The sequence below is a fragment of the Niveispirillum sp. genome, from assembly GCF_052437035.1.
Classification (GTDB): Bacteria; Pseudomonadota; Alphaproteobacteria; order Azospirillales; family Azospirillaceae; genus Niveispirillum.
On sequence record NZ_JBQVOH010000007.1, the window covers coordinates 53,950 to 67,877 of the forward strand.

Consider the following 13,928-nt stretch of genomic DNA (forward strand, 5'->3'; position numbering starts at 1 on the left):
GCTGAAAAGGTTTCTCCCATGAAGGCCAAGGTCGTTGTGACGCTGAAGAACGGCGTGCTGGACCCGCAGGGCAAGGCCATCGGCCATGCCCTGACCAATCTGGGTTTCGATGGCGTCGGCGAAGTCCGTCAGGGCAAGCTGATCGAGCTGGAGGTCGCCGAGACCGACCCGGCCAAGGCCAAGGCCCAGATCGAGGAAATGTGCCGCAAGCTGCTGGCCAACACCGTGATCGAGAATTACTCGATCGAACTGGTGGCCTGATCACGCGGGTTCGCCGCCAAGGCGGGCACCGGCCGTGATGCGAATGGAAAGGGACGTCTTCGGACGTCCCTTTTTGCTTGTCGGCAGGGGATGTTTGCGGCCAGGGTTCCAAAAAACATCCTATCTTGGGAACCTGACCCGATGCGCGAACGCCCCCTGCCCCGCCTGCTTGCCGCCGCCCTGATCCTGGCGGCCCCCGCATCGCTGACCCTGCCGGCATCGGCTGCAGGTCAGGATGATGTGCTGAAATGCCTGGGCATCGTCGATAATGGCGCCCGTCTGGCCTGTTACGACCGTACGGTTCCGGCCCTGCGCCACACGCCGCAGCCGCCCGCCGCCCCGTCGGCCCCTGTGGCACCGGCAGCACCCGCCGTCGCCGCACCCGTGAACAAGGAACAGGCCTTCGGCGCCGAACGCATCGACCGCAAGGATGCCCCCGCCGGCACGGTGGCGCAGGAAGCCGAAAGCATCACGGCCACGCTGACCAGCGTCAGCCAGCAGACCGTGGACCGCTACACCTTCACCCTCGACAATGGTCAGGTCTGGTCCCAGGTCGTCGCCCGCTCCATCGCCAATGCCAAGCCGGGCAAGGAAGTGAAGATCGAAAAGGGCATGTTCGGCAGCTTCACCATGACCATCGACGGCGTCACCGGCATCATCAAGGTCCGCCGGGTGAAGTAAGCACTTCCTGTCTGCTTCCATCCATATCCCCCTTGACCGTGTTCCATAAATGAGATTTTATCTCGTTTATGGAACACGACATTGATACACGTCTGGCCGCGCGTCTGGCCCAGTTGCGCCGTGATGCCGGCTGGTCGCTGGATGATCTGGCGGCGCGCAGCGGTGTGCCCAAGGCCACCTTGTCCCGGCTGGAGCGGGGGGAGAGCAGCCCCACGGCCAGCCTGCTGGGCAAGCTCTGCGCCGCCCATGGCCGCCCCATGTCCCGCCTTCTGGCGGAGGTGGAGGCCGAACCCGCCCTGCTGATCCGCGCAGGCGACCAGCCCGTCTGGACCGATCCGACCAACGGCTTCGTGCGCCGCTCCCTGTCGCCGCCCGCATCCGGGCTGGAGACGGAGATGATCCATGGCACCCTGCCGGCTGGTACCATCATCGATTATGACGCCCCGCCCGTGCCGGGCCTGGAACAGCATATCTGGCTGCTGGAAGGCCGGCTGGAATATCGGCTGGACGGGGTCGCGCATGTGCTGGAGCCGGGCGATGTCCTGCGCTTCCGGCTTTATGGCGCCTCGCGCTTCCACGCGCTGGGTGACACGCCCAGCCGCTACATCATTGCCATCACCCGACCCTGAGGGTTCATTCATGCGTTACGACATCGTCACGGCTGGCGCGGCGGATTTCGCGGCGGCAGTACCGGATCTTGCCCAGGTTCTGGCTGCGTGCGTCGCCAACGGGGCCGCCGTCGGCTTCATCCCGCCCCTGGACCTGGACAGCGCCGCCGCCTTCTGGCGCGGGCAGGAAGGGGCCGTGCGGTCGGGGGAGAAGCAGATATTGCTGGCCGTGACGCAAACGGGCCACATCATCGGCACCGTCACCCTGGCGCTGGCACCACAGGTCAACGGCACGCACCGGGCGGAGATTGCCAAGATGCTGGTGCATCCCGATGCGCGGCGTCAGGGGGTGGCGGCCAGCCTGCTGAAACGCGCGGAGGAGGTGGCACGGTCCAAGGGCCGCCGGCTTCTGGTGCTGGACACGCGGGAAGGCGATGATGCCGAACGGCTTTATGCCCGCCTGGGCTGGCAAAGCTGCGGCACCATCCCGGATTATGCCCTGAATGGCGACGGCAGCAGCCACACGACCCATGTCATGTATCGGCAACTGCCCGTAGCGCCCGCCGGCCTGACCATCGAACCGGCCAGCCCCGATGCCCAAGACGCCATCCCCCTGATCGACGCCCTGTCCGCCGATCTGGCCGCCCGTTTCGGCAGCGACGGGCGCGGCGGGCTGGCCGGATGGGACGCGGTGGCAGACCGATCCCTGTTCGCCTTGGCGCGTCTGGACGGGGTGCCCATGGGCTGCGGTGCCGTGCGACCGTTGGAGGGGGAGGTGGCGGAGATTAAGCGCATGTATGCCGTGCCGGGCAGCGCCGGCGTGGGTGCCGCGGTTCTGTCCTTTCTGGAGGATGGGGCGCGGCGGCTGGGCTATCGCCGGCTGGTGCTGGAAACACGCTGGGCCAATGACCGGGCTGTCTCCTTCTACCGCCGCCATGGCTACCGGCTTGTCCCTAACTACGGTTCCTATCAGGGACGGTCGGAATCCGCCTGTTTTGGCAAGATATTGTAGGCCAAACCCACTGCCGCCCGTACAGGTTGACGCAAAGGGCGCATCTGGTCAGGATGCGGCCCAGTGGATACCAGTGTTTGGGGGGAGTGGGAGATGGCACGGCTGACGGATCGCGTGGCCCTGATCACGGGGGCGGGCAACAATATCGGTCGGGCCGTGGCCCTGGCCTTTGCCCGCGAAGGGGCCGACCTGATCCTGCAATATGAGGATGACGCCCAGTCCAATGCCGTCAGCGAACTGTCGCGGGAGGTGGAGCGCCACGGTCGCCGCGTGCTGGCGCTGCGCACCGACGTGACCAATGCCGACGGCGCCTATGGGCTGGTGGAAACCGCCGTCACGGGCCTGGGCCGCGTCGATATCCTGGTCAACAATGCCGGGCTGCGGCCCGCCATCTCCTTCATCGACACCACGGCAGAACAGTTCGACATGGTGATGGCGGCCAATGTGCGCTCGGCCTTCATGATGACGCGCATGATCCTGCCGCTGATGTTCGCGCAGAATTACGGGCGGATCGTTACCACCGTATCGGATGTCGCCTATCACGGCGCCCCCGGCTACACGCTCTATGGCGCCGCCGCCGGTGCGCTGCTGGGCTTCACGCGCAGCCTGGTCCACGATATCGGCCCACGCAACGTCACCGCCAACTGCGTGGCCCCCGGCGCTATCGATCCCAAGGCGGGGTCCGCCGTGGCCCAGGCCGGGGTGGACGCCCTGCGCCGCGCCCTGCCCAGCCAGCGCCTGGGCAGCGTCGATGATGTCACGCCCGCCTATCTGTTCCTGGCGTCCGACGATGCCCACCACATGATCGGCCAGTGCATCAGCCCCTGCGGCGGGGCCGTGATGCTGTAATTACGCATGGATCGGATCATCCGGCCCCGTCAGGTCCGGGTAACCCGTCACCCAGGCATTCCCGTCCTCCACATGGACCCCGGCCCCGAACCGGCGCAGCAGGTCCAGCGCCGGTTCCATCTCCGGCAGCATTGTAACACCCGTCCGCCCCGGACTGTTCAGCCCGGCCAGCAGCAGGCCCATCCCTTCCGCCGCACCCAGCCCTTCATGCAGGGCCGGCAGCGGCCATGGCGTGCCGGTGATGGCACCCGGCAGCAGGTCAGCCCGGCGCAGGGTCAGTCGCGCGCCCACCCGTTCCAGCGCCGGGCGCAGCCCCGCCAGCGACACCGACTCGGCGGCCAGAACGGCTGTGACATCATGCGCAGCCAGCGCGCCGGCCAGCAGCGGCACCGCCCCCGGTCGCGGCCCCAGTTCCAGGACCCGGCCCGGTTCGCGCCATCCACCCATCCCCCTTCCCTGTATCCGCCAGGCCTCCGCCCTCTCAACCATGGCACCAAGGGCCGTCAGAGCATGCGCCAGCGCGTCCAGCCCGTCCGTGTCACGGACATGCACATGCGCGCCGCCCCGCGCCAGGGCGGCCAGGATCAGGGCCAGGGAGGGCAGGTCGATCGCAGACATGATCCGGCCTTCGGTGGAGGATTTATGGGGACCGGGCATAGCATGGACGGACGGCACCGCAAAGCATGCCGGCCCCGTTTCAAAGGCCCCGCATGGCCGCACCACGCGCGAACCGTGACAGTTCCGTTTGACAGGGGCGCGAAGCCATGGCAGATGCGGCCTGAACCGCGGCGCATGTCCTGGCGCGCGTGATTGACGGAGGTATTGCCGTGGCCAAGGCCGAGTGGGGTATCAAGCGCATCTGCCCGAATTGCGGCGGGCGTTATTATGACATGAAGAAGGACCCGCCGACCTGCCCGTCGTGCGGTACCGTGTTCGATCCCGAAGCGCTGCTGAAGTCGCGCCGCGCCCGTCCCATGCCGGTGGAGGACACCAAGAAGGTGGTCGCCCCGCGTGACGATGAGGAAGCGTTGGATACGGAGGTCGAGGAGGAACTGGACGAGGCCGCCGATATCGCCGATGACGATGTCGATGTCGCCGACGCGCTGGAAGCCGACGAGGTCGATGACGGCGTGGTCGAGGACGAGGACGTCCTGTTGGAAGATGCCGACGAGCTGGATGACGGCGACGACATGGGCGAAGTGGTCGATGTCGAGGGTGAGGAGGAGGTCTGATCCTCCGCCATTTGGGCCGGCGATGTCAGAAATCCGTCACCGGCCCGAATTTTCTGCTTGCATCCCTGCGCGAGTTTCTAGATAAACCCGCGCACGGCGCCGACGACCCAGACAGCGCCAAAAGTTTCGGGGCCATAGCTCAGCTGGGAGAGCGCTACAATGGCATTGTAGAGGTCAGCGGTTCGATCCCGCTTGGCTCCACCAAATTCAGAGGCCCCGCCGGTGACGGCGGGGCCTTTGTCGTTTTGGGGTGCGGACAGATGACGGGGCCACTTCGGGCCGGGAGAATGGGGCCACCAAGGCCGATCATCCAGCTTTTCCCCCATCACCGTCGCGATTTTGTCCTGCTCCGGCTCCATTGTTTGCAGATTTGCAAGTAACACCCGCCCAGTGGCTCCATGCCACCGGTCTCGGGCGGCCTTTGCCCTGTTACAATCTTGCCCCTATAAGTGCCGGCCAGGGGCGTTACTTGGTTGTCGAAATCCCAACCCCGAATGGACTAGCCAAAACGGATATGAATTCACGGATCGGCCCCAGGCCGGTCACGGCGAAGCCATGATCGGGCGGGTAAATCCAAATGCAGGGGCGGCAACCATCCTTTGTGGATCGAGAGAAAATGTCTGGTAGCTTGCGGGCGGGTACGCCCAACGATGATACGCTGCTTTCCCAGTCGCCGCGCGACACGCTGGCCGGCGGCGCCGGTGACGATATCTATGATGTCCTGCATTACGGCACCATGGTGCGGGAGCTGCAGGATGGTGGCCACGATGTGGTGGTCACCCATATCGACTACGTCCTCCCCGACTTTGTGGAGGATCTGGTCCTGGACTATGCCACGCGCGGGCATCAGCCCAACCCGGCCAGTGCCGGCGCCCTGATCGGCATCGGCAACCGTATGGACAACACCATCGCGGGCAACGCCCTGAACAATGTCATCAAGGGCATGGTCGGCAATGACACGCTGCTGGGCAATGGCGGCGATGATGTCCTGGAGGGCGGTGACGGCAACGACCTGCTGTCCGGCGGGTCCGGCAATGACACGCTCTATGGCGGGGCCGGCAATGATGACCTGGCCGGCGGCATCGGTGACGATGTCATCATCGGCGGGGCCGGCGATGACCGTATCTTCGGCAATGATGGGCTGGATGTGGTCCGTTATGAAGGGCGCCTGGGCTTCATCGGCGGTGACCATGCCTATATCCGGGACGCCAATGGCGGCATTACCGTCAGCAGCGTGAATGGCGATGGCGTCGACACCCTGACCGGGGTCGAACTGGTGGTGTTCGGCCTGGATGTGCTGGTCAACAGCCTGCCCACGCCCGGCACAGCCCGCACCGGCTTTGACGAGAAGCTGTATCTGTCCATGAATGCCGACGTGGCCAATGCCGTCCGCAATGGCAGCATCGCCAGCGGCCTGGAACATTTCCGCCAGTTCGGGGAACGGGAGGGGCGTGATCCCAATGCCCTGTTCGACACGGACTATTATCTGGCCAACAACAGGGATGTGGCCGCCGCCGTGGCGCGCGGGCAGACCACGGCCTGGTCGCATTACAGCAATTACGGCTGGAAGGAAGGGCGCGACCCGTCGGCCTATTTCAATACCCGCGCCTATCTGGAGACCAATGACGATGTCGGGGCCAGCGGCATGAACCCGCTGCTGCATTTCCTGCATATCGGCGCCGACCAGGGCCGTCTGGCCCAGCTGTCGAACAGCACGCTGGACTGGATCGGGTGACACCATCGCCAGATGGGAACAAAAAAGCCGCGACAACCGCGTCGTTTTGTCCCGCGACAGGGGGCAGAACGGGGCGTAGCAGTGAAGGGTGGCCGTGCCGGTGACCGGGCGGCCATTCCCTTATCCGCGCAGCCGCTTTTATACAGGTGCGTCATGTATGTTGTTTATATGCTGCTGGGCATGCTGGTTGGCCTGCCCTTTGCCGGTGTCTTCTATTACGCCATCTGGATGTTCCTGGCCGGTGGTGATCCCGGCGGCGGGGACAGCAGCCCCTTCTGATCCCCATGCGCCACCTGACGGCCCTGATCCTGACCTTCGCCACGCTGACCATTCCAGGTTCGGCACAGCAGACGCGTGCGCCAGGCGTTGCGGCGGATGACAGCCGCCAGATTGTCGATATTACCGGCCCGCCCTGGAACAGCATCGCGCGGGTACAGACCAATATCGGCGGCAAATGCACCGGCACCGTGATCGGCCCCCGTCTGGTGCTGACCGCCGCCCATTGCCTTTACAATCCCCGCACCCGCCGCTTGCTACAGGCAGGGTCACTGCATGTGCTGTTGGGATATGAGCGGGGGGATTACAAGACCCACCTGACGGTCGATGTCCTGCACGTCCCCGCCGCCTATGATGGGACGAAGCCGGGGGAGAGTGTGCGCCATGACTGGGCCCTTCTGCGCCTGTCGGGGCCGGCGGATGTCCCCGTCCTGGCCCCCGCCCCCCGCGCCGCCGCAGCCGGCGACAGCGTGGCCCTGGCCGGGTTCAGCCAGGATCGTGTGCATCTGCTGATGGCCGACCGGGATTGTGCAGTAACGGCACAAGGCAAACCGGCGGGACCGGGTGGAATGCTGATCTTCCATTCCTGTTCGGCCAGCCGGGGCACCAGCGGCGGGCCGCTGCTGGTCCACACCGATGGGCAATGGCGGGTGGGCGGCGTGAATGTCGGCATTACCGCCCAGGCCGGCAATCTGGCCATCTGGCCCGACGGGCTGGACAGCGCCATCAAGGCGCTTTCTGCACCCTAATACTAACGGTCAAAATTCTTGACCGTTAGCATCCGCGCCGACTGGCGCGGCGGCGGCCCATGCCGCCGAAGCTGAAAATGCCGATGAGTCGGCATTTTCAGCAGCTGGTATAATGCGGGCAAGGCTTTCCCCGCATTGCGGAAATAGCCTATAGTCGCCGCGACGAGTTTTCCCATCGCCCGTGGAAAGAACTGCTGCCTATGCCCGACCCGATGTCCGGCGACGATCTCGACCGTTCCTCCATCCTGTCCGTACCGGTCCAGGTGTCGGTCCGCCTGGGCCGCCGCCGGCTGCGCATCAGCCAGCTTCTGCGCATGGGGGCGGGCGATGTGGTGGATCTGGAGCGCGTGGTGGGCGACCCGGTGGATGTCTATGTCAATGACCGTATGGTGGCGCGGGGTGAATTGGTGGTGGTCGATGGCCGTCTGGGCCTGACCATTGTGGAACTGATGCCCCAGGCCACCCGTGGGCGTGAACCGCTGGGCCCCGGCCCCGGTGAATGACCGGGGCTGTCATGGACAATGCGCCCAAACGCATCCTTCTGATTGATCCGGACGCCGCACTGCGCCAGACCCTGGCCGAACAGCTGGCACAGCAGGAAGGAATGCTGCCTGTGCCTGCGGCCACGGGGGAGGCGGCGCTGGCCATCCTGGCCGATCATGGCGCCGATGCCGCCCTGCTGGACGGGGTGCTGGCCGCTGAAGGCCTGATCCCGGCGCTGCGGGCAGGCGGCCTGACGGGGCCGCTGGTCCTGTTGCTGCCGGCGGGCATGGGCGTGCCGGCGGGGGCGGATGATCATCAGGACAAGCCGATCCGCCTGGGCACGCTGCTGGCCCGGCTGAAAGCGCTGCTGCGTCAGGCGGCGATCGTGCAGGCGGCGACCGCCCTGTCGGTACGGATCGGCCCCTATCATTTCCTGCCGGCGGCCAAGCGGCTGGAAAGGGGGGACGGTACCGCCATCCGCCTGACGGAAAAGGAAACGCAGATCCTGGATCATCTCTGCCGTTGCGGCGGCATGGCCGCGCGGCAGGACCTGCTGGACAATGTCTGGGGCTATGGCGCCGGCATCGATACCCACACGCTGGAAACCCATATCTACCGCCTGCGCCGCAAAATCCGGACGGGCCTGGGCCAAGATCCCCTGCTGCTGCGGGTGGATGGCGGCTATCGACTGACGCTGGAGCCTTTGCCGGCATGACGCCCCCTTCCCGCCGTGCCCTGCTGGCCCTGTTCGCCCTGTCGCCACTCGCCGCCTGCTCATCCGGTCCAAGGCCGGAGGATGAGGAAGGGTTGCCGCCCGACCTTCCGCCCCTGCCGGCGGTGCGGCGCATCGTGCTGTTCCATGCCAAAAGCGGTGAACGCGCGGATGTGGTCTATTTCTACAACAATGCCTATGACCCGCGCGCCATGCAGAAGATCGAACTGCTGCTGCGCGACCGACGGACGGGGCAGGTGGGGCGCATCGACCCGCTGCTGATGGATTTCATGTTCGACCTGTTGCAGCGCACGGGCCTTCCGCCTTCCACGGAGGTACAGGTGACGGACGGGTTCCGTTCCCCCGGCACCAATGCCGATCTGGTGCGCGACAATCCCAATGCCGCCCGCGAAAGCTATCACCTGCAGGGCCGGGCCATGGATTTCAAGGTGCCAGTCCTGCCCGGCCCGGCCCTGGGCGAAATTGCGAAAACCATGCAACGGGGCGGCGCCGCCTATTACCCTTCGACCGGCCATACCCATATTGATACAGGCCCCAACCGCACCTGGAAAACGCGATGAGGCGCTGGCTGCTCGCGCTTGCCATTCTGCTGCCGCTGACCGGGTGCAAACCGGTCCTGACGGCGCGCGTGCCCATCCTGCCCACCGGTAATGAGCTGCCCGCCGGGGCGGTACCCCGCGACCTGCCCACCGGCACCGGCGACACGCTGACCGTCACCGAGGAGAAGATGCGGGTGGGCATGCGCTATGTGGTCAGCGCGCCGGGCGGCCGCGTCGGCTCTATCGCGTTCGAACCCGTGCCCGACATCCCGCTGACCCGCATCCAGGTGCCGGGCGGGGAGGCGCGTGCTGTCTTCCTGGCTCAGGGCCGCGTGACCCAGGCCGGGCTGGAACGGCTGCTGCACGGCACCCGCCATGCCAAGGATCTGGCCCGCACCCTGACCGAGGGCGTGGGCAATGCAGAGGAACACTACCTCTTCGCCTTCTTCGCCCTGATGCGACAGGGCACCGACGCCCCGCGCCTGGCCCTGGTCCAGTGCGGGGTCAGCCATTCCGGCCAGGAACCCATCGCCAAGGCGTTTCAGGCGCAGGCCGCCCGCCAGGGCCTGAAACTGGACGCCGATGGCGACCTGATCCGCCTGCCCAACCGTGATCTGGCCCTGTCGGTGCTGTTCCAGGGCCTGCGCGACGCCCTGGCCAACGGCGACTGCCGCGCGGACTTACCGTTGCAGCTTCCTGATCTGTGACCATGACCTACCCCATTTAAGCACTCGTGACCGCCATTCCACCCGTGTGATGGCGCGCTTCATGTGGTAGGGATACGGCGACCGGCTGCCCATTCCTGGGGGTCGGGTCCGGTGCTTCGCGGATGGAACTGGTCAGGCCATGACGATGATGAGCGGCACCCCGGCCATCGTGCCGGAGGTGGGGCGCAGCCCCGATCCCGCAGCCGGCGCGCGGCGCCTGCTGGCGCGGTTGCGCGATGTCATGGCGGGCAGCGGGTCGGCACAGGACCGGCTCGACAAGATCGTGATGACCATCGCCCATGAGATGGCCGCCGACGTGTGCTCCTGCTACGTCATGCGCGCGGGCGAGGTGCTGGAACTGTTCGCCACCATCGGTCTGAACCCGGACGCCGTGCACAAAACCCGCATGCGGGTGGGCGAGGGTCTGATCGGCGATGTGGCGGCCCATTCGCGACCCATCGCCCTGGCCAATGCGCCCAGCCATCCCAATTTCGCCTATCGTCCCGAAACGGGTGAAGACCCGTTCAATGGCTTCCTGGCCGTGCCAATTGTGCGCGGGGGCCGCGTACGCGGCGTGCTGGCCATCCAGCACAAGGACCGCCGCGATTATGACGAACAGGAAGTGGAGACTTTACAGACCATCGCCATGATCGTGGCCGAACTGGTGGTCGTGGGCGAACTGGTCGACAGCCGCGAATTGTCGGTGGTCAATGATCTGGTCCTGCTGCCGTCGCGCGTGGAGGGCACCAGCCTGAACCGGGGCGTGGGCATGGGCGTGGCCGTGCTGCACCGGCCACAGCTGACCATCCGGCAGATGGTGGCCGATGATCCGGAGGCGGAGCTGGCGCGCCTGAAAGAGGCCGTGACCAGCATGCATTCGGCCATCGATCAGATGCTGATCGCCGTGGGCGAGTCTGACAGCGAACATGCCGAGATCATGCAGACCTACCGCATGGTTGCTGCCGACCGCGGCTGGCTGAACCGCATCCGGGAGGCGATCCGGTCGGGCCTGACGGCGGAAGCCGCCGTACAGCGCGTGCAGGACGACAATTCCACCCGCATGGCACAGGTGGCCGATCCCTACATCCGCGACCGGCTGCTGGACCTGAACGACATCACCAACCGGCTGTTGCAGCATCTGGCCGGAAAGCCTGTCGTGGCCACGGGCGGCACGCTGCCGGATGAGTTCGTGCTGGTGGCCCGCAATCTGGGTCCCGCCGAACTGCTGGATTATGACCGCCGCCGCCTGCGCGGGCTGGTGCTGGAGGAAGGGTCGGCCTACAGCCATGTGGCCATCGTGGCCCGCGCCCTGGACATCCCCGTGGTGGGACAGGCCGCCGACATCCTGCGCCGGGTGGAGCCGCTGGATTTCCTGATCGTCGATGGCGACAATGGTCAGGTCTTCGTGCGGCCTGCCGACGATATCCAGGCCGTGTTCGTGGCCAGTCTGGCCGCGCGCCAGCGCCGGCAGGCCGAATATGCCAAGCTGCGCGAACTGCCCGCCGTCACCCGCGACGGGCAGGATGTGAAGCTGATGCTGAATTGCGGGCTGCTGATCGACCTGCCGCATCTGAAGACGACGGGGGCGGATGGGGTCGGTCTGTACCGCACCGAAATCCCCTTCATGGTCCGCCCCTCCTACCCCGATGTGGCGACCCAGTTCGAGAATTACAGCAAGGTGCTGGAAGAGGCGGGCGGCCTGCCCGTCAATTTCCGCACCCTGGATGTGGGCGGTGACAAGACCCTGCCTTATTTCCCGGAGCTGGGGGAGGAGAACCCGGCACTGGGCTGGCGCGCCATCCGCATCGGTCTGGACCGGCCCTCCATGCTGCGCAAGCAGTTGCGCGCCATGCTGATGGCCGGGGCCGGGCGTGACGTGCGCATCATGTTTCCCATGGTCGCCACGGTGGCCGAATTCATCCAGGCCCGCCGCATCCTGGACCTGGAGGTCAAGCGTCTGAAGGATGCTGGCAATCCGGGTCCGTCCGCCCTGAAGGTCGGCGTGATGATGGAGGTGCCGGCCCTGCTGTTCCAGCTGGACGCCCTGCTGCCGCTGGTCGATTTCATGTCGGTCGGGTCGAACGACATGTTGCAGTATCTGTTCGCCAGCGACCGTGGCAATCCCATGATGAACAACCGCTACGACCTGCTGTCGCCGGCCCTGCTGCGCGTGCTGAAAATGCTGGTCGAAAAATGCGGGGAGGCGGGGGTGACCTTGTCGCTGTGTGGGGAAATGGCCAGCAAGCCGCTGGACGCAATGGCCCTGCTGGGTGTGGGCATGCGCCATCTGTCCATGTCGGCGCCGGCCTTTTTCGAGGTGAAAAGCATGCTGCGCTCGCTGCATGCAGGTGACCTGGCCGCCTATATGGATCAGCTCTATCACCTGCCCGTCCGCAGCCTCCGGCCGTACCTGAAGGCCTATGCGGCTGATCACGGTGTCCGCTTGGGGTAATGCCGGAAGCACCGGGCGCGTGGGTTGCGCGAACCCGCTCCCCGTTGCTAAGAGAAATAGCGTAAGGCACAGGGTCAAAGCCGGCGGGGAACCATGGGCGACCAGTACGGACGACAGCAGGATATGCGCGACATGCGCAATGGCGGTGCGGCCACAACGGCACCGGAGCCAGAGGCGCACCATGCCCATTCGTCGGGCCCCCGCCATGTTGGCGAGGCGCTGAAGGCCCGGCGTGAGGCGCTGGGCTACAGCCTGCCCGATCTGGCCGCCAATCTGCGCATCCGCCTGAACTTCCTGGAAGCAATCGAGGAAGGGCGCTGGTCCGACCTGCCGGGCCACGCCTATTCCACGGGCTTCCTGCGCTCCTACGCCCAGATCGTGGGGCTGGACCCCGGTGCCGTGCTGCTGCGGTTCAAGCAGGATGCGGCAGGGCATGAGCCGGCACCGGAGCTGTATTTCCCCGAACCCGTGAATGAAAGCCGCGTACCCGGCGGGGCCGTACTGCTGATCTCCGCCCTGCTGGCGCTGGGCGTCTATGGCGGCTGGTATGTGCTGTCGGCGGCGGACCGGTCGGTGGGCGATCTGGTTCCGGCCCTGCCGGAACGCCTGTCCAAGCTGATCTATGGCGATGGCACCGTCGTGGAGCCGCCGCCCACCCCCACCACCGTCCTGAACCAGGGACAGGTGGAGGCGCTGGTGGAGGCAGCACCGCCATCGGCACCGGAGGTGGGGTCGGCCACGACGACCGGCCTGCCCGCCGCCCCGCCCATGCCCCCCGCCAGCTCGGCCACGCCGCTGCCCGCCACCGACACCACGCCCGTGGCCCAGGGCCCGGCGACGGAGGAGGATAGCGAGGTGCCGCAGCTGCCCGACCTGGGTCAGGCCCCTGCCCCGACCACAGCGCCTGAACCCGCCACGCCCGATGTGGAGCCGGTGGCCGCCGGTGAGGTATCGGGTACCCCCGCCGCGCCGGCCGCCAACGCCCCGCCCGCGACCACCGAACAGGTGGTGCCCACGGGCCGCGTCTTCGGTCTGGCGGAAGGAAAGGTGCGCGTCACCATCCGCGCGGTGGAGGATAGCTGGATCGAGGTGCGCGACGGCAAGGGCACGCTCTGGGCCTCGCGCGTGCTGCGCCGGGGCGACCTGTTCCGCGCCCCCGACGTGCCTGGCATGGTGCTGAACACCGGCAATGCCGGCGGCCTTGTCGTGTCGGTGGATGGCCGCGACCTTGCCCCGCTGGGCGCCAAGTCCCAGGTATTGCGCAGCGTCCCCCTGGCCCCCGAGGCACTGGCGGCGCGGTAACAGGACACCTGATGCGGATCATCTCGCGCCGGACCCTGAAGGAACATTGGGAGATGCCGGGGCGGGCCGATAGCGAAACGCCGCTGACGGATTGGTACAATATTGTCCGGCGTGCCGATTGGGCCGATACTGCGGCGGTGAAGGCGCAATTCCGGTCAGCCTCCTTCGTTGGTGACCGGGTTGTTTTCAACATTGCCGGCAACAAATACAGGCTGGTTGCCGGCATCGACTATCGCTACCGGACCCTCTATGTGAAGTGGGTCGGCACCCATGCCGAATATGACAGGATCGACGTCAGGGAGGTGTGAG

17 protein-coding genes and 1 tRNA gene are annotated in these 13,928 nt (G+C 66.3%); 17 read left to right on the top strand and 1 reads right to left on the bottom strand.

Features of this window, described 5'->3' with window-relative positions:
- Positions 1 to 18 precede the first annotated feature (18 nt).
- The 5 genes from purS (at position 19) to ACT6Q8_RS17370 (ending at position 3,411) form a co-directional block, all read left to right on the top strand.
- Positions 19 to 261 (top strand): phosphoribosylformylglycinamidine synthase subunit PurS, encoded by a 243-nt coding sequence (gene purS, locus ACT6Q8_RS17350; RefSeq protein ID WP_054167928.1) that lies wholly within the window; start codon positions 19 to 21, stop codon positions 259 to 261.
- A 141-nt stretch (positions 262 to 402) separates the two neighbouring features.
- A complete protein-coding gene (locus tag ACT6Q8_RS17355; RefSeq protein ID WP_054167929.1) occupies positions 403 to 942 on the top strand; it encodes a hypothetical protein in 540 nt (179 codons plus the stop codon).
- A 68-nt stretch (positions 943 to 1,010) separates the two neighbouring features.
- Positions 1,011 to 1,571, top strand: coding sequence for a helix-turn-helix domain-containing protein (locus tag ACT6Q8_RS17360; RefSeq protein ID WP_444733580.1), 561 nt, complete (start codon positions 1,011 to 1,013; stop codon positions 1,569 to 1,571).
- Positions 1,572 to 1,581: 10 nt separating this feature from the next.
- Positions 1,582 to 2,562, top strand: coding sequence for a GNAT family N-acetyltransferase (locus ACT6Q8_RS17365; RefSeq protein WP_444733579.1), 981 nt, complete (start codon positions 1,582 to 1,584; stop codon positions 2,560 to 2,562).
- Positions 2,563 to 2,655: 93 nt separating this feature from the next.
- Positions 2,656 to 3,411, top strand: a complete 756-nt coding sequence (locus tag ACT6Q8_RS17370) for an SDR family NAD(P)-dependent oxidoreductase (protein ID WP_444733578.1) — start codon at positions 2,656 to 2,658, stop codon at positions 3,409 to 3,411.
- Here ACT6Q8_RS17370 and ACT6Q8_RS17375 read toward each other — a convergent pair whose 3' ends face one another.
- Positions 3,412 to 4,029: a hypothetical protein gene (locus ACT6Q8_RS17375; protein WP_444733577.1), complete on the bottom strand. Its 618-nt coding sequence runs from the start codon at positions 4,027 to 4,029 to the stop codon at positions 3,412 to 3,414.
- Between the two features lie 209 nt (positions 4,030 to 4,238).
- Between ACT6Q8_RS17375 and ACT6Q8_RS17380 the strand changes: the two genes are divergently transcribed.
- The 12 genes from ACT6Q8_RS17380 to ACT6Q8_RS17435 all read left to right on the top strand — a co-directional run bounded on the left by ACT6Q8_RS17380 (position 4,239) and on the right by ACT6Q8_RS17435 (position 13,927).
- Positions 4,239 to 4,643: a TIGR02300 family protein gene (locus tag ACT6Q8_RS17380; RefSeq protein WP_444733576.1), complete on the top strand. Its 405-nt coding sequence runs from the start codon at positions 4,239 to 4,241 to the stop codon at positions 4,641 to 4,643.
- Between the two features lie 128 nt (positions 4,644 to 4,771).
- Positions 4,772 to 4,847: transfer RNA gene (locus ACT6Q8_RS17385), tRNA-Ala, on the top strand.
- A 412-nt stretch (positions 4,848 to 5,259) separates the two neighbouring features.
- A complete protein-coding gene (locus ACT6Q8_RS17390; protein ID WP_444733575.1) occupies positions 5,260 to 6,378 on the top strand; it encodes a calcium-binding protein in 1,119 nt (372 codons plus the stop codon).
- Positions 6,379 to 6,531: 153 nt separating this feature from the next.
- Positions 6,532 to 6,657: a hypothetical protein gene (locus tag ACT6Q8_RS17395; RefSeq protein WP_444733574.1), complete on the top strand. Its 126-nt coding sequence runs from the start codon at positions 6,532 to 6,534 to the stop codon at positions 6,655 to 6,657.
- A gap of 5 nt (positions 6,658 to 6,662) precedes the next feature.
- Positions 6,663 to 7,403 carry a trypsin-like peptidase domain-containing protein gene (locus ACT6Q8_RS17400; RefSeq protein WP_054168128.1) on the top strand — a complete coding sequence of 247 codons (741 nt, stop codon included), beginning with the start codon at positions 6,663 to 6,665 and terminating at the stop codon, positions 7,401 to 7,403.
- 200 nt (positions 7,404 to 7,603) lie between these two features.
- Positions 7,604 to 7,906, top strand: a complete 303-nt coding sequence (fliN, locus tag ACT6Q8_RS17405; RefSeq protein WP_054168127.1) for a flagellar motor switch protein FliN — start codon at positions 7,604 to 7,606, stop codon at positions 7,904 to 7,906.
- The gene (locus ACT6Q8_RS17410) at positions 7,903 to 8,601 is read left to right on the top strand and encodes a response regulator transcription factor (protein ID WP_444733573.1); all 699 of its coding nucleotides are present in this window, start codon (positions 7,903 to 7,905) and stop codon (positions 8,599 to 8,601) included. Before fliN ends, ACT6Q8_RS17410 begins: the two co-directional genes overlap by 4 nt.
- Positions 8,598 to 9,179, top strand: coding sequence for a YcbK family protein (locus tag ACT6Q8_RS17415; RefSeq protein ID WP_054168125.1), 582 nt, complete (start codon positions 8,598 to 8,600; stop codon positions 9,177 to 9,179). The genes ACT6Q8_RS17410 and ACT6Q8_RS17415 overlap by 4 nt, the downstream gene beginning before the upstream one ends.
- On the top strand, positions 9,176 to 9,865 hold the full coding sequence (locus ACT6Q8_RS17420; RefSeq protein WP_444733572.1) for a hypothetical protein: 690 nt from the start codon (positions 9,176 to 9,178) through the stop codon (positions 9,863 to 9,865). Before ACT6Q8_RS17415 ends, ACT6Q8_RS17420 begins: the two co-directional genes overlap by 4 nt.
- 148 nt (positions 9,866 to 10,013) lie before the next feature.
- Positions 10,014 to 12,317: a phosphoenolpyruvate--protein phosphotransferase gene (gene ptsP / locus ACT6Q8_RS17425; RefSeq protein WP_054168123.1), complete on the top strand. Its 2,304-nt coding sequence runs from the start codon at positions 10,014 to 10,016 to the stop codon at positions 12,315 to 12,317.
- A gap of 93 nt (positions 12,318 to 12,410) precedes the next feature.
- Entirely contained in the window at positions 12,411 to 13,619 is a 1,209-nt protein-coding gene (locus tag ACT6Q8_RS17430; RefSeq protein ID WP_082372309.1) for a helix-turn-helix domain-containing protein, read from the top strand.
- 11 nt (positions 13,620 to 13,630) lie between these two features.
- Complete coding sequence (locus tag ACT6Q8_RS17435) at positions 13,631 to 13,927, top strand: type II toxin-antitoxin system HigB family toxin (protein WP_444733571.1); 297 nt, start codon at positions 13,631 to 13,633, stop codon at positions 13,925 to 13,927.
- The last annotated feature ends 1 nt before the right edge of the window (position 13,928 follow it).